General features: G+C 38.1%; 20 protein-coding genes. 12 read left to right on the plus strand and 8 right to left on the minus strand.

Annotated features, from left to right (window positions below):
- Positions 1-519 (plus strand): ABC transporter ATP-binding protein (locus PE36_RS21475; protein WP_006034212.1); only part of this gene is annotated, 519 nt, incomplete at its 5' end.
- Complete coding sequence (gene lolE / locus PE36_RS21480; RefSeq protein ID WP_006034213.1) at positions 519-1,766, plus strand: lipoprotein-releasing ABC transporter permease subunit LolE; 1,248 nt, start codon at positions 519-521, stop codon at positions 1,764-1,766. The genes PE36_RS21475 and lolE, both read left to right, overlap by 1 nt.
- Positions 1,767-1,846: 80 nt before the next feature.
- Here lolE and PE36_RS21485 read toward each other — a convergent pair whose 3' ends face one another.
- A complete protein-coding gene (locus tag PE36_RS21485; protein ID WP_006034214.1) occupies positions 1,847-2,365 on the minus strand; it encodes a DUF2062 domain-containing protein in 519 nt (172 codons plus the stop codon).
- Positions 2,366-2,393: 28 nt separating this feature from the next.
- Between PE36_RS21485 and PE36_RS21490 the strand changes: the two genes are divergently transcribed.
- Complete coding sequence (locus PE36_RS21490) at positions 2,394-3,965, plus strand: ComEC/Rec2 family competence protein (RefSeq protein ID WP_232286624.1); 1,572 nt, start codon at positions 2,394-2,396, stop codon at positions 3,963-3,965.
- 14 nt (positions 3,966-3,979) lie between these two features.
- On the plus strand, positions 3,980-4,324 hold the full coding sequence (locus tag PE36_RS21495; protein ID WP_006034216.1) for a hypothetical protein: 345 nt from the start codon (positions 3,980-3,982) through the stop codon (positions 4,322-4,324).
- A gap of 21 nt (positions 4,325-4,345) precedes the next feature.
- Here PE36_RS21495 and PE36_RS21500 read toward each other — a convergent pair whose 3' ends face one another.
- From PE36_RS21500 to PE36_RS21510, 3 genes are all read right to left on the minus strand, one after another.
- Positions 4,346-5,254, minus strand: a complete 909-nt coding sequence (locus PE36_RS21500) for a TIGR01777 family oxidoreductase (protein ID WP_006034217.1) — start codon at positions 5,252-5,254, stop codon at positions 4,346-4,348.
- A gap of 143 nt (positions 5,255-5,397) precedes the next feature.
- Positions 5,398-6,888 carry a glycosyltransferase family 39 protein gene (locus PE36_RS21505; RefSeq protein ID WP_006034218.1) on the minus strand — a complete coding sequence of 497 codons (1,491 nt, stop codon included), beginning with the start codon at positions 6,886-6,888 and terminating at the stop codon, positions 5,398-5,400.
- A gap of 7 nt (positions 6,889-6,895) precedes the next feature.
- Positions 6,896-7,966 (minus strand): glycosyltransferase family 2 protein, encoded by a 1,071-nt coding sequence (locus PE36_RS21510; protein WP_006034219.1) that lies wholly within the window; start codon positions 7,964-7,966, stop codon positions 6,896-6,898.
- Between the two features lie 148 nt (positions 7,967-8,114).
- Here PE36_RS21510 and PE36_RS21515 point away from each other — a divergent pair, with 148 nt between their 5' ends.
- Both PE36_RS21515 and PE36_RS21520 read left to right on the plus strand, forming a co-directional pair.
- The gene (locus tag PE36_RS21515) at positions 8,115-8,792 is read left to right on the plus strand and encodes a response regulator transcription factor (protein WP_006034220.1); all 678 of its coding nucleotides are present in this window, start codon (positions 8,115-8,117) and stop codon (positions 8,790-8,792) included.
- Positions 8,793-8,807: 15 nt separating this feature from the next.
- On the plus strand, positions 8,808-10,061 hold the full coding sequence (locus tag PE36_RS21520) for a HAMP domain-containing sensor histidine kinase (protein ID WP_006034221.1): 1,254 nt from the start codon (positions 8,808-8,810) through the stop codon (positions 10,059-10,061).
- A gap of 9 nt (positions 10,062-10,070) precedes the next feature.
- Here PE36_RS21520 and PE36_RS21525 read toward each other — a convergent pair whose 3' ends face one another.
- The 3 genes from PE36_RS21525 to PE36_RS21535 all read right to left on the minus strand — a co-directional run bounded on the left by PE36_RS21525 (position 10,071) and on the right by PE36_RS21535 (position 11,588).
- Complete coding sequence (locus tag PE36_RS21525) at positions 10,071-10,460, minus strand: GtrA family protein (protein WP_006034222.1); 390 nt, start codon at positions 10,458-10,460, stop codon at positions 10,071-10,073.
- A gap of 147 nt (positions 10,461-10,607) precedes the next feature.
- Positions 10,608-11,081, minus strand: coding sequence for an NYN domain-containing protein (locus PE36_RS21530; protein WP_006034223.1), 474 nt, complete (start codon positions 11,079-11,081; stop codon positions 10,608-10,610).
- A gap of 51 nt (positions 11,082-11,132) precedes the next feature.
- On the minus strand, positions 11,133-11,588 hold the full coding sequence (locus PE36_RS21535; protein ID WP_198138643.1) for a YaiI/YqxD family protein: 456 nt from the start codon (positions 11,586-11,588) through the stop codon (positions 11,133-11,135).
- 130 nt (positions 11,589-11,718) lie between these two features.
- Here PE36_RS21535 and PE36_RS21540 point away from each other — a divergent pair, with 130 nt between their 5' ends.
- Together PE36_RS21540 and PE36_RS21545 are read left to right on the plus strand one after the other, a co-directional pair.
- Positions 11,719-13,032 carry a murein L,D-transpeptidase gene (locus tag PE36_RS21540; RefSeq protein ID WP_198138641.1) on the plus strand — a complete coding sequence of 438 codons (1,314 nt, stop codon included), beginning with the start codon at positions 11,719-11,721 and terminating at the stop codon, positions 13,030-13,032.
- 69 nt (positions 13,033-13,101) lie between these two features.
- Positions 13,102-13,644: a DUF882 domain-containing protein gene (locus PE36_RS21545; protein ID WP_198138642.1), complete on the plus strand. Its 543-nt coding sequence runs from the start codon at positions 13,102-13,104 to the stop codon at positions 13,642-13,644.
- 10 nt (positions 13,645-13,654) lie between these two features.
- Here the strand turns inward: PE36_RS21545 and PE36_RS21550 are convergent, their stop codons facing one another.
- On the minus strand, positions 13,655-14,749 hold the full coding sequence (locus PE36_RS21550; RefSeq protein WP_006034227.1) for a right-handed parallel beta-helix repeat-containing protein: 1,095 nt from the start codon (positions 14,747-14,749) through the stop codon (positions 13,655-13,657).
- A 193-nt stretch (positions 14,750-14,942) separates the two neighbouring features.
- Here PE36_RS21550 and PE36_RS21555 point away from each other — a divergent pair, with 193 nt between their 5' ends.
- The 4 genes from PE36_RS21555 to PE36_RS21570 all read left to right on the plus strand — a co-directional run bounded on the left by PE36_RS21555 (position 14,943) and on the right by PE36_RS21570 (position 20,593).
- Positions 14,943-16,199, plus strand: a complete 1,257-nt coding sequence (locus PE36_RS21555) for an O-antigen ligase (RefSeq protein ID WP_006034228.1) — start codon at positions 14,943-14,945, stop codon at positions 16,197-16,199.
- A gap of 38 nt (positions 16,200-16,237) precedes the next feature.
- Entirely contained in the window at positions 16,238-17,677 is a 1,440-nt protein-coding gene (locus tag PE36_RS21560; protein WP_006034229.1) for a lipopolysaccharide biosynthesis protein, read from the plus strand.
- Positions 17,678-17,947: 270 nt separating this feature from the next.
- The gene (locus PE36_RS21565) at positions 17,948-19,342 is read left to right on the plus strand and encodes an undecaprenyl-phosphate glucose phosphotransferase (protein WP_006034230.1); all 1,395 of its coding nucleotides are present in this window, start codon (positions 17,948-17,950) and stop codon (positions 19,340-19,342) included.
- 60 nt (positions 19,343-19,402) lie between these two features.
- Positions 19,403-20,593: an outer membrane beta-barrel protein gene (locus tag PE36_RS21570; RefSeq protein ID WP_006034231.1), complete on the plus strand. Its 1,191-nt coding sequence runs from the start codon at positions 19,403-19,405 to the stop codon at positions 20,591-20,593.
- Positions 20,594-20,699: the final 106 nt, after the last annotated feature.

A 20,699-nucleotide genomic window follows, 5' to 3' on the forward strand; every position in this document is an offset into this window, starting at 1 on the left:
CTTAATGGTGTCGACATTCATAGCATGTCAGAGAAACAACAAGCTGCGATGCGAAATCAGAATATGGGTTTTGTGTATCAATTTCATCACCTACTCAATGAGTTCAACGCGTTAGAAAACGTGTGCATGCCGCTATTAATAGCGGGTATGAAAGTGACGCTTGCTAAGCAAAAAGCCTTGGCTATGTTAGCGCGAGTGGGGCTATCTCATCGTGTTGAACATAAACCCAGTGAACTTTCTGGTGGTGAACGTCAACGTGTCGCTATTGCACGTGCGTTAATTAATGAACCGAATATCGTCTTTGCAGATGAACCTACGGGTAACCTAGATCAAAGCAGTGCGGACACTATTTTCAATTTGATAAAAGAGTTAAATGAAACGTGTGATACCGCCTTTATTATTGTTACTCATGATGAACAGCTAGCGAACCGATTAGGCCGTACTTTACATATGGTTGATGGTGTATTGACCAATAATTGCGAAGCAGTACAGGTAAATGCTGTGATGGAGGAAGTATAATGTTTCGTCCGTTAGCCGCTTATATTGGATTGAGATATACCTCGTCGAAGCGCCGTAATGGTTTTATCGCGTTTATTTCGGCGTCATCAACGATTGGTATTGCGTTAGGGGTGATGGTACTGATCATTGGTTTATCTGCAATGAACGGTTTTGAATATGAGCTTAAAAATCGGATCTTAGCGGTTGTGCCTAATGGTGAACTTGAAGGCGTGAGTCAACCTTTTGATGACTGGCAGCGCACACAGGAGCAATTACTTGCGCATCCAGAAGTTGTTGGTGCTGCGCCTTTTATTAAGCTTAATGGTTTATTGCAAAAAGGAAATGAATTAAAGGCGGTACAACTTCGTGCAGTTGATAGTGAGGCTGAAAAGCAAGTATCAGAAGTGTATCGTTATGTTGCTGAGGGGCGTTGGGATAGCTTAAGTGATCCTACTAATAACAGAACAGTTGTGATTGGACGGGGTATTGCGAAAGAGTTGAATTTAGAACTTGGTGATCCTGTCACGGTATTATTATCGCAGCAATCAGGCCGCTCATTTAAGGCGCCACGTCGGTTCAGGTTTACTGTCTCTGGCATTATTCATCTTAGTGGGCAATTAGACAATAACCTTGCTTATATACCTTTAAGCGCAGCCCAAGATATTCAAGATAAAGCGTTTAAAGCAGATGGTATGAGTATTAAGGTAACAGACATTTTTTCTGCTAACCGCATTGTTCGTGAAGCGGGTAATCAGTTAGATCATTACTTGTATATCCGCAGTTGGATGACCAGTCAGGGCTTTTTATACCAAGATATACAGATGGTTAAAAGCTTGATGTACGTGATTTTGACATTAGTGATTGCCGTTGCCTGTTTTAACATTGTCACCACCTTGGTCATGGCTGTTAATGATAAGCGCGCCGATATTGCGATATTGAAAACCATGGGTGCTTCAAATACGCTATTACGTTTAATTTTCATTGTACACGGTGGGATTAACGGTATTCTTGGTGTGGTTTCAGGTACGGTGTTAGGTATTTTGATCTCAGAGAATCTCACTGTGATTATCCAATTTATCGAAGGTTTGATCGGTCAGGAATTCTTATCCGGCGATATTTACTTTATTGATTTCTTACCGTCACAGCTAGCATTAAATGATGTGCTGGTGGTTGGTGGTGTTGCTATGATTATGAGTGTGGTAGCGACAATTTATCCTGCGAATAAAGCGTGTTCGGTACAGCCGGCGCATGAATTAGGCAATAAATAACGCGCTTCTTCGTACATCCCTGCAGATATTAAAAAGGCCACATCACTGATTAAGTGATGTGGCCTTCTCATTTTTAACTATTATTTTGTGCGTGACTCTTTACGTTTGTTCCAGGCATTAATAATTTTCCAACGCCATAGCCAGCGAATACTAAAATAACCTACGATAGAAAAAAATGCACCGGATACAAAACAGCCGAGTAAAAATGCCGGTCCATATAAGGATATTGCCTGCATTAACCATTCCAAAGTCAGCTCAAAAGAGAATGGGTGGACTGGTACTTGCAATAACCATGCACCTAATACGTAAGTCGCATAGAACATTGGCGGCATGGTAACCGGGTTCGATAACCACACGAGTGCGACGGATAATGGCAAGTTAACACGAAATAAAATAGCAAAACCTGCCGCTAACAACATCTGAAAAGGGACGGGAACAAATGCCATAAACAGGCCAACAGCAAATGCACCTGCTGCAGAGCGGCGATTTAAGTGCCAAAGGTTTGCGTTGTGTAACAGGTCACCAAAAATCTTAAGGTGCTTGTGTTCTTTGATTGACTCGGGATCTGGGAGATATTTTTTAATTAAATTCTTAGGCATAATTCTAATCAAATGTCAGGGGTAATGAATGACCTTAAAGGCCATACTACTTTCCATTACCATATTAATAAGTATGTTCTTTGTAGATATTGAACGCATTCAATCTATCACGATAATAACAGTTGCTGCCTTCATCCTTGTTTACGCTAAAGTACCACCTATATTAGTACTCATATTTGTCGCATTAAGCTGGTCTTCGTTGTATAAAAATAACGTGATAAATGAATCAAATACATTATTTTACAATACTGGATTCCAATACAAACAACTGTCAACTACAGTAGCACAAGACAATATCATAACGGCTGAGGTAATAACATTAGTAAATAAAAAAAACCGACTTTCGTTTGATGTAAAGGTGATAGAAATTAATAATACGCTGCTTTCTTCTATGCAACCGAAACTAGCCTTAAAGTGGCCAAATCCAGACTATGATTATCCGGGGGAGCTTGGGGTTGGTCAAGTGTGGCGCTTTAAGGTACGACTAATTAACACTAAGCAACCGAAGTTGTTATCACGTCATATAAAATTCGCTGGCATCATAACAAAAGGAGAGGTAATACGGTCTAAGCTTAGTTTACGTGGTGATTTGTATCAAATATTCAAGTCAGTATTGCCAGTCAATCCCAACCCTATGTTGTATGCATTAAGTTTTGGAGACCGACATTACATTACCAATGAACTTTGGACCCAGCTGCAACAACTGGGCATCGGTCATCTTGTTGCTATTTCTGGTTTGCATATTGGTCTGATATTTGGTTTCTGTTATATTTTTATACAAGGATTGTTAAGATTGGTTAACACGCCTTATTATCTCGTTATCAGTCTGTCGATGAGTCTTATTGTTGCAATATTTTATGCTTGGATTGCGGGCTTCTCATTACCTGCATTACGCGCCATTATTTTGTTGTGCCTGCATTGCTTATATCGTGTGCAATATTACAAAGTTACTTTGTCTCAACTTTTTTCAATGATGTTGTTGATTACTTTACTGTTAGATCCCTTAGCGGTATTTTCAATAAGTTTTTGGTTATCATTTTCAGCGATGGCGGCTGTTTTCATACTTGTGTGGTTGAATAAGCCAACTAAATCTGTCGCAATAGATCGAAACCGTGTTGTTACCAATAAGGATAGAGTAACTGGGGTCATTAAGGGGGCTCTGCATAAAGTTACTCACCTTTGTTATAGCCAAGTGTTACTCACGGTACTCATATTACCTATTCAGGTGGCCGTATTCTCTGGATTCAGTCTGATGTCTGCGTTGGTTAATTTAGTTTTTATCCCAGTGTTTAGTGTATTGATATTACCTGTATTGTTACTGGCGGTGCTGTTATTAGCGATTATGCCAGGGCTGAGTCGTATCTTGATTGCTGGCGTCAATGAGGTCTTGAATTTTATCCAAGATGTTTGGGCGTCATTAACGGTTAATGATGTAATTTGGCTGGATTTTGATGGCACATTCGATAATACTTTTTCTAATAGTCTGTTACTTATGCTAGTACTATTGATTGTAAGTTTTATATTAAAACCGCTCCGGGGTACATTACATGCTTTATCCTTGTTATTATTACCATTAATTTGTTATAGCTATCTCAGTTGAATCAGGAATATTTTATGAATAATACCGTTAAAGCCGTGCTTTTATCTGCATTTTTATTTCCAGGGGCTGCCCATTGGTGGTTAAAAAAACAGCTAGCGGCAGGACTATATGCAATTGCTGCGGCGTTACCGCTTTATTACATAATAGATGTCACTATGACGCAAACGCAATTGATAATAGACAAAGTAATGATGTCTGGTGGGCAATTAGACTTGCTGAGTATTAATGAATTAGTGACACAACAGATGGCTAGTCTCGATACTCAAGGCATTCAACTTGCTACTGTCACGTTATTTTGTGTATGGCTGGTCAATATTTTAGATGCAATTAGACTAGTACGAAAACGTGAGCATGAATAAACGTCTCTACAATATACGTGTTCATGAAGCATAGATGGCAGACAAAGCTTGGTCTAAGGTATCAAAATGAAACGTAAAACCAACATCGAGTAATCGAGTTGGTAATACCCGTTGGCCATAAATAATAAGGTCAGCACGTTCACCCAATAACAGCCTTAAAAATAGTGTAGGGGTAGTAAACCGGGCTTTCTTACCAAAGCAAGCGGCTAATTTATGCGAAAATTCTCGATTGGTTACAGGGTTTGGTGATGTAAAGTTAAAAGTGCCTGATATTGATTTGTTCTGTATTACATAATTGATGGCAGCGACCATATCATCAATATGTATCCAAGACATATATTGCTCACCTTTCCCGATCGGACCACCAAGTCCTAATTTAAAAGGAAACTCCATTTTTTGTAAGGCCCCTTTATTTTTACCTAATACAATGCCTGTTCGTATGATTGCAGTACGCGTTAACGGGCAGGCTATTCGGGCTATTTCTTCCCAGTGTTCACAGAGATGACTCGCATATTCTGGGTAATGCTCGGTATGCTTTTCGTCAATAACCTGCGCACCTTGACGACCGTAGGCACCAATGGCTGAACCACTGATAAAAACCTCAGGGGTGATGGTCTTTGTTGAGATTAGATCCACTAAATCTTGGGTTATCTCCCAGCGACTTGATTCTAAAATATGTTTGTGTTTCACACTCCACATTTTATCCATAATCGGTGAGCCGGCTAGATTGATAACGGCATCAATATGAATCGCACTCGGTAATTCAAGTAACTGCGAGATGAACCTGATGTTGTCAGTTGAAATATGCGAAAAAATATTTTTGGCATTACTGATATCGCGGGTTAATACCGTGAAGTCATAATCAGCTTGATAGGTATTAATAAATGCCTGGCCGATAAAGCCTGTGCCACCCGTTATCAATATATGCATGCTTGTTACTCAGTTAGTTACGCTACTTTTAGTGTAGGTCATTTTAGTCTGTTTTATAATATTGTTTACTATTTGATGTAATAATAAAGCAAGCTAGGGTATGTTCCTAGCTTGCTTTATTTTGTGGGGTTTTATACTAAATGTTAGCTAGCGTTACAAAATACTAGCATACGTTTTTTTGCTTTTTCGATAATCTTACATTGAGGTAAGCTGGTAATAAGTAACTCTGACTCACTTGATTTTCTGATGACAAAATAAGTTTCTTTCGTTATGTCTTGAACTGCGACTTCTAGTTTCACTTTTCGTTCAACGGCTACACCACGTGAGTAAAATTGCGCTGAGAATGGGCGTTTGTCGATATATACCAATTCACTATTTTGTGCTTGGGTTGACCAAGCTTGCATTAACCCTTTTTCGGATTGTTTGCCTGTCACTTCAGTTCGCAACAAGATAGCGACAACAAGGATCAAAACCGGTGTTATTAACCCTATTTTATATATCTTGGTTGATAGTGGATGGTTACGTTGATATACCACCATCAATAATGCGAAAGCGGGGAGGCAAGGCATAACATAACTCGATAATATATTACCGCTGAATGTGAACAGTAATAACGGCGCTAATAACCATGCCCATAAAAAACTGGTATAATTAAGTTCGGTTGTATCCTCGTCTTGTTGTATTTTCGTTGCATTTGTCGTTTTATTTTTGATGGTGTTTGTTGCTTGTAAGCTTTTAACCCATTGATAAATAAAAATAGGTGTCCAGGGTAGCGCTGAAACAATAGCAAATATCCAAATTGTACCTTTTATCTCTTTATGTGCACTGCCGTATAAATCACCTTGCCAGCCACTGACTAAGAATCGCTTAATGTGCTCACCAACAATAAAGTAATTAAGGAAACCGGGAGATGAGTACTCGGCAATAATGTACCAAGGTAGACTTGTCGCCAGGAAAAGGGGCATACCTGTTTTCCAAGGTAAGCTGCGCAACATACTCATCCAGGTTCTGTTAAATAATGCCCAAATAAACAAGCTCATGCCAATGAGTACCAATGCTAAAGGACCTTTGGCTAACATACCCACAGTCAGGCCGATGAAGAACAAATGCCCCCACAATACTGACTTATTTTTATAGTTAAGCCAAAAAGCGGCCATGCTTAACGTTATGCCTAATGTTAATGCCGTGTCTGTCATTACCGCGCCAGACACAACAATAAATGTTGTTGTCGTCGCAAGGATCCCTGCTGCTAACGATGCCTCTTGTTTACGCTCTGAACGACTGCGTGATGGGATGAAGCTATAAGCAAGCAGGGCGACGATGAATAATATCAACCCCCCAGCAAGTAGGTGAGGCAATCTGACTGCGAATTCATTCAACCCAAATAGTGTAATACCCGTGGCGCTCATCCACGTAAATAACGGCGGTTTTCCCCAAAATGGTACATTGTAATCAAACATCGGCGTGATCCAGTTACCTGTTTCAGCCATGATCCTGGCCATTTCGCCATAGCGTGCTTCGGTTGTGTCCATAAGTGGAAACAAACCAAGGGTAAATAATCTTATTGCTATCGCTGAGACCACGAGTGTTATCGCAATTCTGGTCAGAGATACATTGTTTACTGCTTTATTCATGTGATTACTAACCCTGTTTGAAATTGGTGTTGTGTGCTTGATTGGTATTTACGTGATTGTTGATTTGCTGTTTTAGGTTAAAGCCAGTATTTGGTTCTGCGCTTTGTTCGTTCATAATAATAAAGTTGGGGCGTTGTTTTGATTCAATAAATAAGCGGCCGACATACTCCCCCATCAAACCAATTGACAAGAGTTGTATGCCGCCAAGTAACAATACAACGGTCATCAATGAAGGGTAACCTGCAACTGGATCGCCCCAGAATAGTGTTTTACTGACAAGTACAATCGCCATCATCACCGAAATCATTGATGTCATAACCCCTGCTGCGGTTGCGATGCGTAACGGTGTAATACTAAATGAGGTAATACCTTCAAAGGCGAGGTGGATCAGTTTGGAATAATTCCACTTTGTCGTACCAGCTTGCCGTGCGTCACGGTCAAATTGCAGCGTGCAGGTATTGAAGCCTGGCCACGAAAGCAAACCTTTCATAAATCGATTTCGTTCTGGTAATGCATTAATCACGTCGACGACTTTACGATCTAATAGTCTAAAGTCGCCAACATTACGGGGTATGTTAATATCCGCGAGGCGATTAATTATTTTATAAAATAAGTGTGCAGTTGCGCGTTTTAACCAACTTTCCCCATGACGTTGTTTGCGTTGCATGTTGACGACATCAAAGCCATTCTCCCATTCATTAACCATTTTCGGGATAAGTTCTGGTGGATCTTGTAAGTCGGCATCCAATAGAATAACCGCACGGCCTGCTGTATTCACCATGCCTGCTGTCATCGCAGCTTCTTTGCCAAAGTTACGACTGAGTTTTAGGCAACGTACTAGATGATTATTAGCTGTAAATCCAATGACCTGTGACCATGATCCATCATTGCTGCCATCATCAACATAAATGATCTCGCAAGGTTGGTGTAAGGTATCAAGCACGGCGACAACACGTGCGTGACAATCGGTTAGCGCTTCATCCTCATTAAAGAATGGGATCACGATAGACAACAAAGGCGGTGTTGCGCTTTTAGTTGCCTCTCTGTGTTCGGTAATCGATGTGATACTGGCTGGCATATTAATATTCCGAAGTGGATAGCAATGCATACAGTCTAGATATACCCGTGTGGAATTAATGTTTTCGACATGTTTTTTACATTTTTACATTATTTCGACATGGGATTTGTCATAATGAAGCGGTATTTATTTATTGGATTGAACGGTTATGAAAATTTTATTAGTGGAAGATCATCAAGATATCGCCGGTATTATCTTTGATTTTTTTGAAATAAAAGGTTACACCTTAGATTATGCGCAAGATGGTGTGCAAGGTTATGCACTCGCTAGTAATAATTATTATGATTTAATTATCTTAGATATCCAGATGCCCCGTATGGATGGTCTGACTGTTTGTCAAAAGTTACGCGAGCAAGGGGATGATACTCCGATACTGATGTTAACTGCTCGTGATACCCGTGAAGATACTTTAGCGGGGTTTGATTGTGGCGCTGATGATTACCTTATCAAGCCATTTGACCTTGATATTCTAGCTGCACGCATTCAAGCTTTACACCGCCGTCGCAGTGGTAAAAATGCAGCTAAAGTATTAACCTTTCAAGAACTATCGTTAGATTTGAAAACACATATTGCTTCTCGTAATGGCTGTAACTTTGAATTAAATCCTACGCAGTTTACGATTTTAAAACTGCTTATGATGCGCAGTCCTGAAATTGTGACTAAAAATGAAATCATCAATGCGATTTGGGGCGAAGACGAGCCTGAAGGGGATATTTTACGCAGTCATATCTATCAGTTACGTAATCAAGTCGATAAACCTTTTCAGCACCATTACATTAAAACCTTATCCAAAATTGGTTATCAACTTGTCTCGGTAAATAGCTAGACGCAGGGAGTTATGATGGCGAAAGTGCGTTCGGCTAAACAGCTTACATTTATCTATTTTTCGATTGTGGCGTTTGCGATCATCATGATTCACGCCACGGTACTTGATTCTACACTCGAAAGTATTGAACAATTAAGTATTCAGAACCGACTGTTACTGCAAAAAGAATCGATAGTTGAAAAATCAAAATTAGCTGGTCAAACTCGTTCATTTAAAATCGATGAGTTTACAATGGGCTATATGGATCGTGTTACGTTACCTGATCTCGTCGATGAGAACATATATCTTCCTATCGATGAAGCGGTTGAAATTGAGCAGCGCAATTCTTTAGGTACAGAATTCTTTTTGATGAAACTGGCAACATCGAATAAACACGCGCCATTCATTTACATTGTTCATCGTGATCCGGCGTTTGAGCTGGGTGAAGAACAGATCATGTGGACGCAATCATGGCAGTCGTTGACGTCATTATTGCTATTGCTTGTAGCACTGTTTGTGGTGATGCGTATTTCAGATCGATTAACCGCGCCGATATCGATATTTGCAAAAGAGATTGCGCGTCGATCACCGGATGATTCCAGTGATATTGAGCTACCAGCGGGCATCGCGACTAAAGAGTTGTTACAGCTTGTTGATAGTTATAACAAGAATCAGCAACAGAAAAATGCATTAATTGAACGAGAACGGGCCTTTAATCGCATGGCTAGTCATGAATTGCGGACACCATTAATGGTCATTAAAGGGGCGACAAATTTATTGAGCTATAACAATGAACCTGAGTTCATAAAAAAACAACAAGTGCGCTTACAGAGTGCAGCAAATGAGATGAATGATTTTATTGATGCATTGCTGTCTTTAACCAAATCGGAACAAGATTTAGCACTATCGCAAAGGCCGTTAGATAAAGATGAAATCATGGTGAGTGTGAATGCGCACAGTGCGCTACTTAGTTCAAAACCTGTTGTTGTTAACGTAATAATAAAGCAAACGCCGCTGATTACTATTCCCGAAGTCGCGTTAAAATTGTTACTCGGCAATTTATTAAAAAACGCCTTTGCTTGTACTGAGTCTGGTGAAGTGAAGGTCGTTGTCGATTGTAATTCAATTGCCGTTATTGATACCGGTATTGGTCTTTACAAAAAACAACGTAATGATGAAGGGCATGGTTTAGGGTTATTAATTACCAGAGATATTTGTCGTAAATACAACTGGCAATTTGAGCTGAAAAATAATGAGGCTGGTGGCTGTAGCGCTATCATATACCTGTAGATTTATTGATTACTTACTGAACACCCAACGGTCAGCTAAAAGATAGTTAATTAGCATGCCAAATATAATACCGGGGATGATTGCTATGACTGCCGCGCTCCCGGTGAGTGATAAACCCGACACTAATAGCCAATAGCAACATAAGTTAGGAATGGCGCCAACACATGATGAGCAGAGAAACTTACTCCACTCTTGAAGTAGACCTGAGTTACTCTCAAATTGCTGCTGTTTAAAGGTAATACGGCGGTTGAGCAGCCAATTACTGTTTACGGCAAAGAAAAATGCAAGTGATCGTGCGAGGAATAAGGGCATAAATGTAGAGAATACGATCATTGCGCTTAAATCGACGATAAAACCAATGCCACCGACACATGCAAACTTAATATATTTGATATTCATGTTTAATCTTAGCTAGCCCGTGTAAAAACCGTAAACCTAACATCGATCATGTGGAAAAAACGTGAATAGCAACGTCTGCTGTGCAAGCACATGAGATCGATACCGCAGAGTGGCGTTAGCAACGTTCAACTAGCAAGAGTGGATAGTCTACAATAAGAAATCTTCATAAATAGGGTTAAATACCGTGGCACTATTTATTAATGCATTTGCTGTTAGGGCTGGTACACCATAAACTTCCGCTCTGACCTGATGACGGGCTTTTATCGTATCAAGCAGGATCGCAAAGTCACCATCACCAGAGAGCAGTACGACAGTATCGACCGACTCTGCGACTTGTAGTACATCGATGGTGATCCCAACATCCCAATCACCTTTAGCGCTGCCATCACTGCGTTGGATAAACGGCTTAAGCTTCACGTCAAAACCGATATGTTTGAGTGCATCCTGGAATTTACGCTGCTGATCATCACCTTTGTCAATCGCATAAGCATAAGCAGTGACTACGTCACCTTGTAATAATAAATGCTGCCAGAGCTTGCGGTAATTAAACTGACGCCCATAAGTCTGGCGAGTGGTGTAATAGATATTCTGTACGTCAACGAATACGGCTATTTTTTGCACGTGCAACTCCTGTTATTCCGCGGTAGATTTATTTAGTTCTATGATAATTGATTATGTTTTGCTTGCGTATTTCGCGAGGTACTGATCAAGCGCATTGCCAAATGCTTGTTTATCTTTTGACCCTAATGCTGCGGGACCACCAGTCATCTCGCCACTCGCTCGCATTGTGTCCATGAAATCACGCATGTTTAAACGCTCACGAATATTGCTTAATGTATATTTTTCGCCACGAGAGGTGATCACATGCGCCCCTTTTTCGATAACCTCAGCAGCTAATGGAATGTCAGAGGTAATAACAAGATCATCTTTAGCGACTTTTAATACGATGTGATCATCTGCAACATCAAATCCAGAAGGTACTTGGGTCATTGATATATATGGAGAAGCTGGTACGCGTATCCAGTGGTTTGCGACGAATACTATTGGTGCTTTTACACGTACTGCAGCACGAAAGAGAATTTCTTTCATCGGAGTAGGGCATGCATCCGCATCAACCCATATTGTAATATTGTTTGGCATATAACCTCATGCTTATTTAAAGAGGGATATTTTAACGTATAAAAAGATAAAAAGATAAAAATGTTGGTGAGTTGATATTTATTAACCATACTTAATTTATGCTCACTGGGAGACTATTATGTATAAACACTATCTTTTTAAGAGATTGAAAATTATACAAAAGCTCACTGGTAACAACAAACTGAAATCTTCTTTATTGTTCATGATGATATCATCAATTAGTTATCATGCGTCAGCTTTACCGCATCATCAAGTGTCGATGCTTGGTAAAACAACGCATATGACAAATAGCATGAATACAACCAACAATAAACACTATGCATATGTGAATCATAGTAATATACAACCAGATAATCTATTACCAAAAATGGATGCTGTGAGTGACGCACCAGTATCCAAAAAAGTACTGCAATTTTCGAGTCGTGCGAGTTATTTAAATTGGCTTTCAGTGCAATATAGCTGGGAAGATATAGCGCTTTCACGCCTTTTACATATCGGTGATAGTAGTGCTGCTGTACATGAAATCCATTCAAGACTTATTTTACTCGGCGACAGTGAAGAGTCACTACGTTTCTCTGATGTTTATACCGTCGAGATAGCGGCTGCGGTTCGCAATTTTCAACGTCGTCATGGCCTTAAAGCAGATGCGATTATTGGTCCTGATACTTTAAAGTGGTTAAATATTAATCCTCAGCGTCGAGCAGAGTTATTACGGCAAAATATGGAAGAAAAAATCCATTTTATGGCGAATCTTAGTGATCGATATTTACTTGTAAACATTCCCGCTTATGAATTACTACTCAGTGATAACGGTGAAATAGCGCTGCGTTCGCGTGTGATTGTTGGTAAACCTAAAAAACCGACGCCAATATTAACAAGTGAAATCAGTAGTATGGTTATTAATCCGAGTTGGCGAGTACCTCGAAGTATTTTAGAAGACGACTTATTACCGAAAGTAAAAATGAATGGTGAATTTTTTAGCCAGCGTAATTTTAAGGTGTTTAACTATCAAAACCAAACAATAGAAAAATCCCCTCAAGAGTGGCAGAAACTTGCCTATGGCCAATTCCCGTATCGACTCGAACAAATGCCCGGTACCCAAAATGCGCTTGGTCGTTATAAATTCTATTTTCCTAATGATTTTAGTGTTTACCTACATGATACAAGTAATCCGCAATTATTTAGTAATGCAAACCGGGCATTGTCGTCTGGGTGTATCCGAATTGAGAAAGTCGATGAATTAGCCAATTGGATAGCAAACAGCCTAGTTGATAATAAGCCGCTCTGGTCACGATTAAAAATCAACCGAGAAACAACCAAATGGTTCCCTTTAAATGATGTTTTACCCGTTCACTTGGTTTATTGGACAGCATGGATTGATGACAACGGATTAAGCCAATTCCGTGACGACATATATGCTTTGCAGAGATAAAACTTGATCAAGTCGTAATTTGCATATACATTCCACTGCTTCTGTACGAAAAACGTTCAAGGTGGTTTAGTGTCAATAGTATGTCCAACACGTAGAAAGGTGTTATTAGGCCTTGGTGGATTAGCTGCATATTCAGTTATGCCGGCTCATGCAAGTCAAAGTGCGTTAGGTACCAAAAAGTTAGAATTTTATAATATCCACACGAGAGAACGTAGCCAGGGGGATTTTTGGATTGATGGTTTGTATCAACAAGGCACACTCGAAAATTTCAGCCACTTATTGCGTGACCACAGACAAAATTTATCTGCACCGATGGACAAACGTCTATACGAGCTGCTATATCAGCTTAATAAAACATTGAATGTTTCTGATGAATATCATGTTATTTCGGGTTACCGGTCACCTAAAACTAATGAGATGTTAGCAAGCAAAAGTAGTGCTGTTGCCATCAAAAGCTATCATATGCGAGGTATGGCAATTGATATCGCAATACCTGATGTGAAGATATCTCATTTACGTGATGCTGCTATATCGTTAAAACTAGGGGGCGTAGGGTACTACCCTAAATCAGGTTTTATCCATGTAGATACAGGTCGTGTAAGAATTTGGTAATTTAAAAGTGTTACTTAAATGTGGTCACTGCTTTCGCGTTGTTGTTAGTTCCGCCCGTACATGCGTCTGAAAATGGTACTCCGGCACCAATTAATTTATTATTTTCTAATATAACGTGATTTAATTTAGGATTTAAAAAAGTAGTGAATAGACAAATTGCGATGACATTCTCATTATCATCGATAATCAGATTATCTTTAATTAGAGCATCACCATGTCCAGCCGCAATACCTATTGGTCGATAGCCTGAACGATTAGTGATATTCGCGATCACGTTATCTTCAACTTGATATCCGCCAAGCGGCGCAAAGGATGATTCAGTCGCGATGGTGATCGCAGCGTTAAATTTTAAATTGATATGGTTAATGCTATTACGGACTATTTTTACATCGTAGGCATTTGATTTTACGTCAATCGCTTCATTTCCAGTGTGATGAATAAGGTTATTTCGTATCATAATGTCACTCACTGTGTACTGTATTTTCAATCGACTCCTGTCTTTAGTGTAGGAACCATCTCCAATATATATGCCCTCTCCAAAGCGGGGATTGAGCAACCCAGTATTAAATATGATGTTATCTTCTATTATATAGTGCTTACCACCGTAATACCGTGGTTTTATTGATATTGCTTGATTACCAGTATTAAAGACCCTATTCGATAAAAGTGAAATATTTGATGAATCTTGTATCAGAATTGCGTTTAAGCCACCGGTTATAATTAAGCCTTCGATAATTATGCCGGTTGAATGTTTTATTGTTATTCCTGTTCCTGTGTAATATCTACTCTTAATAGTGGTGCCAAGGTAATGCAAAGGTCGTATTATTAGCGGTTTACTGCCACTGTCGAAGTCTTCAATCATAATGGCTGGCTGATGTTTATCAGCAAGACAGATTATATCACCCACAATATGTTGTTCTAAAGCGAGACTAAGTTTCGCAAACGATGGTATAGAATTCGATAACTTCTTGTTTCCAGTTGTAATTATTTTTGTACAGTCATGTTCGGTATTTGTTGATTCAGAATTTGCTGGAATGGCTATCAATAAAATTGATATAAACCAAGATACTTTGTTTTTATATCGATTCATAACGTTATACATCATACCGAACCTTGCCGCAGGGTAATGTAACTGTGTTAAGGATAGCGCATTAGACTCACCTTGACTGCTAATGTAATGCCAAATGCTTACCTAGCGTCTAATATCATATTTATGCTGAATTAATTGTTATGCGATTATCTAAAATAAAATAGTACCAACATATTCACGGTATTATCACTTCCCAGCTGGATGTTTTATGAATGTTTTTATTTGGCTTGAAAAATATGGCTTATTACTCATGTTGTTGTTTTGTCTTGGTGTTTTCGCACCTGACTTTTCAAATAAAATGAGTGCTGTGGACCACGAATTAGATGTGATCACTAATAGCCTAGCTCAGAGTAATACATTTAAACAAGTATTTTGGATTTTTGCATTCATATTTTTTTCGTTTAGATTTTTTATAAACACAGAAATAAACAAATTAAAACCAGTGATAACATATAAAACCTTTTTCTTAATGGTCATTTGTATTATTGCTTTAATCAGTGCTAGTTGGTCAAGTTATCCTTTAATTTCAATGAAACGTGCAATCTTTCAATTTTTATTTTGTACTTCAATATCGATTGGACTGTGTTTTTCTTATTACCATAAAAGTATTGAATTAAACCTTAAGGTTGCAGTGATTATATGTATTCTCATGGTTCTGTTAGCCGTTGTTCAAGGTGTTGGGTTAAGTGAAAGTTTCCAATTGGCTGGGTATTCAAAATCTAAAAATACGATGGGTGTCAACTTGGCTGTCCTGATAGTGATAAGTCACATGTGGACTAAATCATTTGATATAAACAGCAAGTTTTTAAATGGAATGCTTATCTTACTATTTATTTTACTTGTATTAACACAAAGCAAAACAAGTATCGTACTTTGCATAATTTATTTTTTGATGACACAACTTAGCTTGTTTAAATTAAAACTAATAACCTCCTCTTTAGCCGTCATATTTTTTAGTGTATTCATTTTAATTCCAGGCGTTAGTTATCATATTAATGATTACCAGCATATTGCATTATACGTGGATGATGGTTTTTTTACTGGTCGAGGGATTATATGGGATGCGCTGTATTATGATCTTGGGTTTTTTGATGAGATAACACTGGGTTATGGTTATGGTAGTTATTTTGGTGTGGGTGTAATACCGTTCGTGTTAGATGATAAATATAGTTTTTTGCAGTATGTATCATCGGCACATAATGGTTATCTACACTTGTTATTACAATTTGGCGTTGTCGGCTCGTTATTTATATTTATATTGTTAATGATATCAATGCTAAAGTCTAATAATAAATATTTACATGCCGCACTTATTATACCTATCCTCCATAATGTAACAGAGTCAAGTATATTTAGAGATGTGAATATGGCATGGTTTTTAATGATAGTAATAATAATATCATCAGGTATTTATCAAGTTAGGCATGAAGTTAACAATGAACGTGAATTAATCAACGGCACCTGATTATTTTATTATCAGCTTCGCAACAGGTACATATCCTAATGAGTAAAATAAATCGAGAATTGAATAAAGGGATCCGTCACAGTCTCATTGGAAAATATTCGCTTTACCTGCTTCAAATTACCTCTTTATCCATTTTAGCTCGTTTATTCACACCAGAAGATTTTGGTACCTTAGCTGCATTACAAGTGTTAATTCTTTTTTTTCAATTGTTAGCCACATCAGGCCTTGCTCCGGCAATTATTCACCAAGAAAATATCTCAGTTAATCAGCGTGATGGTATATTTACTGCTACGCTTATTATTGGTATATCACTGACTTTATTATTCATTTATCTTACGCCGTTATTGGCGAACTGGCTTAAATTAACTAACGTTAACTTGTTAACATACGTATTAGCGTTGAATGTATTTTTTTCAGCGCTCGCAATGTTGCCTTTGGCTTCATTACAGAAAGATACCAAATTTATTATTATTGGTAAAGCTGAGATATTGGCAGAAATAATGGCGTTAATGGTCTGTATTCTGCTTTATTTTCTCGGTTTAGGCGTCGTGGCGTTAGCGATTAAACTGTTGGTCACACCGGTAGGGCGATTTGTATTTTATTACCGTTTCTCCGTTCAGACTGAAATAGGCCAAGCCAAATTTGGCACTCAGATAGCAAGTATTCTGCCGTTATTAGCGATGGCTAAATTTCAGCTCGGTTTTAATATACTTAATTTTTTCTCTCGGAATTTAGACACTCTATTGGTTGCTAAATATTTTGGGGTCTCGACCGTAGGCTTTTATGAAAAGACCTACCAAATTATGCGTTATCCACTGCAATTGTTTACTTTTGCAATAAACCCTGCATTACAGCCTGTATTGACACGTTATAAACACCAGCCAAATATCATTTTTTCTGCTTATTATCAATTAATTTATAAACTTGCAGTATTGGGAATGCTGACAGCAAGTATCATATTTTGGTATGCAGATGATATTATTTTCATATTATTCGGTTCGCAGTGGTTAGCTGTAAGTGAGTTGTTGAAAATATTGGCGCTGTCTATTCCTGTGCAGATGGTTTTAAGTTCCACAGGGGGGGTGTATCAAGCGATGGGCGCGACAAAGGAAATGTTTTATTGCGGCATATTCTCATCAATTGTAAACGTCTCCGCTATTATCCTGGGCATTTATACGGGTGAAATGACAGTGTTGTGTATTAGTCTAGTTGTGGCTTTTATCATTAATTATTTCCAATGTTTTTATGTTTTACATTATTATGTGTTTAAAATTAAGAGGTTGAAGTCATTTTTCCTATTGTCTTTATTAGTATTGATTAGTTTAGGTAACCTTTTGTTTGAATCAACCAATAGCGTTCCACATGATTCGTTTAGTTTTTTGAATAGCCTTTATAATATAGCGAATATAGTTCTCCCGATTGTAGTTGTTGGGGTACTAGCGTTTTTTTTAAACCGAAAAATTAAACTTCAAGTTTAGTAAGCCGTTTTTTGACACTGCAGTGTTATATTTTCTATAAAAATGAGCGTCTTCATCAAACCTACTAGGTTACGGCCATAAAAAAAATCACTGCTATAGTTAATTAGATGTTCAATGTGTATTTATACATAGCTTAATTGTCTTGTAGTAATAGAGAACAACTAACGGATTATCAATGACATATTCAATGGATGAGCGGAAAATTTTTGTAGCTCAGTAGTTCATTTGTTTAAAAATGAGTCTACTTTAAATTTGTTAAGGAATCGTGTTTTGAAACCTGTTAATACATTTAAGGTAAGTTCTGATAATTATTTTTTTATTTATCGTTTTTTAGATCTAAGTTGTATTACATTTTCTTTAGTGTTTGTAATTAATAGTAATAGTCTTGAAATGACACAAGATTATATTATTGTTGCGTTAACCGCATTGGTTGTATTTTTATATATCGCAGAAGCGCTTAATTTATATCAATGTTGGCGTGTTGGCCGGTTTATAACAGTGCTGATGACGGTTATTGCTGTGTTTATATCTTCATTTATTATACTTTTTGGAATAGGAGTATGGCTTGAAAACTCATTTCATTTCCCCAGTTATGTTTTAAGTACGTGGTTTTTAGTATCATTTTTGAGTTGTTTTACGTGGCGAATATTAAAACACCAATGGTCTGTGGTTCGCAGTAAACTCGGCATAAATCTTCGCAAAATGGCTATATTAGGCGCGACGTCAACGGGTGCTGATTTATATCATGAAATCAGTCATTGTGATGAATTAGGTTTTGATTTTGTTGGGTTTTTTGATGATAGAAAAACAGACCGTTTACCGAAAGGTTTAACGGTAATTAGTGATATATCCAAATGTATTCATGATGCAAAAAATGGTGACATCGATGTCCTTTTTATTGCATTACCGATTTCAGCAGAGAAGCGCATCGCTGAGATTATCAATTTATTATCAGATACCACCGTCGATGTATATGTCGTTCCTGCGTTTATGTTATCAGACGTTATGCATGGTCGTCTGACTCATATAGGCCAAATTGACGCACTGAGTATTTTTGAGTCTCCTTATTTAGGCTCCAAAATATTACTTAAACGATTTGAAGATATCGCCGTAAGTCTAATTGCGATAATACTGCTCTCTCCTGTGTACATTCTCATCGCGATAACATTAAAGCTGACATCTCCAGGCCCGGTATTATTTAAACAAAGTCGGTATGGGTTACGAGGCGAAACAATTTCTGTTCTCAAGTTTAGAAGTATGGCGGTAATGGAATCTGACGAAAAAGTTAAACAGGCTACAAAAGATGATAAACGTGTCACCGCCTTTGGTGCCTTTCTTCGTCGTAACTCTCTCGACGAGCTGCCGCAGTTTTTTAATGTATTGATGGGAGACATGTCAGTTGTAGGTCCACGGCCTCATGCCGTATCGCATAATGAAGAGTATCGTAAACTTATTCAATTTTATATGTTACGTCATCACGTAAAACCCGGGATCACCGGATGGGCACAAGTCAGTGGCTGGCGAGGTGAAACAGATACATTAGATAAAATGCAAAAACGTGTCGAATTTGATCTTTATTATATTTTGCAATGGTCAATATGGTTTGATTTGAAAATTCTTATGTTAACGATACTGACCTGTTTAAAAAGTGCGAACACTTATTAACGACTTGCAGAGGTAAGTCATGATCCAAGCTGGAATTAGTGTACATATGGAGATGTCTGAATGAGAGTATTTACAGTCAAGTTGTACTGGTTTAGTTTAGCTTTTTTGAGTGATGGTGTATTTGCTTACATACCTGATACACATATCACTGACGGTGGTTTATTTGTTAAACCATCTTTAGAAATTGGTGTTGTCTACGATGACAATATTTATAATGAGCAAGGAAGTGGTACCAGTAGTGTAATTATGGCTGTTATGCCTTCAGTTAATTTCAAAATGGACAACGGTATTAATTATTATAGCCTTGATATGAATGCAGAAAAAGGTATTTACGAAACAAGTGGCAGTGATAATTATACCAATCTTGAACTGGGCATGAATGCGCATATAGAGCCAAATGATACACATCGTATTGACCTTAGTGTAAAAGGTGAATGGTTAACTGAATCACGCGGGACTGGAAAATCCGAACAAGATTTTGAACTAACGGATGAACCAATTCTGTATGGAATAAATACGCTGGCGGCAGCCTATGAGTATGGTGCTCAACAAACAAAAGGTCGACTCGTTTTTGACCTTCAATATTATGAAAAAGAATACCGTAACTTTTATGATATAACGAGACGGAGTAATTATGATTCGGTTTTTCTCGGCTCTACTTTTTATTATTCGACTAGAGCACACACAGATACAGTTATAGAAGTTAATGTTGAAAAAATTGGCTATGACTACAACAAACCCGGTGAGTTCAACCGAGATTCGGATGTATACACAGCACTTTTGGGCATGCAGTGGGAAGCCTCTTCAATCTTACATGGTTTTATGAAAATAGGTGTTCAAGCAAAAGAGTTTACTGACAGCCGTCGTGAAGATTTTACCGGGTTTAGCTGGAATATTGGTGGGGTGTGGCGTCCACTTACCTATTCTAAACTCACATTTACTACTTCCCAAGCAACTAAAGATCCAGATGTTGAGGGGGATTATGTCCTCGAAACAAAATACCAGGCCGATTGGAGACATTACTGGGCGACATATTATTATACTTCATTCGGCGTCTATAAATATAAAGATGATTACAGTGGTATATCACGAGTTGATGATACTTATGGGTTTACACTAAAATTCAATTATGATTTAACTCCGAATGTTGCAATTGCTGTCTTCGGTGAATGGGATAAAAACAACTCGACAGACACACTGCTTGAATATGATAAAAATGTTGTTGGTGTAAGTTTAACGTTTACGCTTTAGGTGGTAATCATGATTAAAAAAATCACTATTGGTATGTTGTTTGTTTTAATACAATTTTCGGTTATAGCAAAGAGTTTCTATATTTTAGGACCCGGGGATAAAGTCG

Origin of the sequence: Moritella sp. PE36, assembly GCF_000170855.1 — a bacterium.
Lineage (GTDB): Bacteria > Pseudomonadota > Gammaproteobacteria > Enterobacterales > Moritellaceae > Moritella.

Excerpts from the sequence above, each read along its gene's own strand:
- PE36_RS21505 (WP_006034218.1), bottom strand. The coding sequence starts at position 6,888 with ATGAATAAAGCAGTAAACAATGTATCTCTGACCAGAATTGCGATAACA.
- PE36_RS21495 (WP_006034216.1), top strand. The coding sequence starts at position 3,980 with ATGAATAATACCGTTAAAGCCGTGCTTTTATCTGCATTTTTATTTCCA.
- PE36_RS21525 (WP_006034222.1), bottom strand. The coding sequence starts at position 10,460 with ATGAATATCAAATATATTAAGTTTGCATGTGTCGGTGGCATTGGTTTT.
- PE36_RS21490 (WP_232286624.1), top strand. The coding sequence starts at position 2,394 with ATGACCTTAAAGGCCATACTACTTTCCATTACCATATTAATAAGTATG.
- PE36_RS21510 (WP_006034219.1), bottom strand. The coding sequence starts at position 7,966 with ATGCCAGCCAGTATCACATCGATTACCGAACACAGAGAGGCAACTAAA.
- PE36_RS21485 (WP_006034214.1), bottom strand. The coding sequence starts at position 2,365 with ATGCCTAAGAATTTAATTAAAAAATATCTCCCAGATCCCGAGTCAATC.
- PE36_RS21555 (WP_006034228.1), top strand. The coding sequence starts at position 14,943 with ATGAATGTTTTTATTTGGCTTGAAAAATATGGCTTATTACTCATGTTG.
- lolE (WP_006034213.1), top strand. The coding sequence starts at position 519 with ATGTTTCGTCCGTTAGCCGCTTATATTGGATTGAGATATACCTCGTCG.
- PE36_RS21540 (WP_198138641.1), top strand. The coding sequence starts at position 11,719 with ATGTATAAACACTATCTTTTTAAGAGATTGAAAATTATACAAAAGCTC.
- PE36_RS21550 (WP_006034227.1), bottom strand. The coding sequence starts at position 14,749 with ATGATGTATAACGTTATGAATCGATATAAAAACAAAGTATCTTGGTTT.
- PE36_RS21515 (WP_006034220.1), top strand. The coding sequence starts at position 8,115 with ATGAAAATTTTATTAGTGGAAGATCATCAAGATATCGCCGGTATTATC.
- PE36_RS21500 (WP_006034217.1), bottom strand. The coding sequence starts at position 5,254 with ATGCATATATTGATAACGGGTGGCACAGGCTTTATCGGCCAGGCATTT.
- PE36_RS21570 (WP_006034231.1), top strand. The coding sequence starts at position 19,403 with ATGAGAGTATTTACAGTCAAGTTGTACTGGTTTAGTTTAGCTTTTTTG.
- PE36_RS21560 (WP_006034229.1), top strand. The coding sequence starts at position 16,238 with ATGAGTAAAATAAATCGAGAATTGAATAAAGGGATCCGTCACAGTCTC.
- PE36_RS21520 (WP_006034221.1), top strand. The coding sequence starts at position 8,808 with ATGGCGAAAGTGCGTTCGGCTAAACAGCTTACATTTATCTATTTTTCG.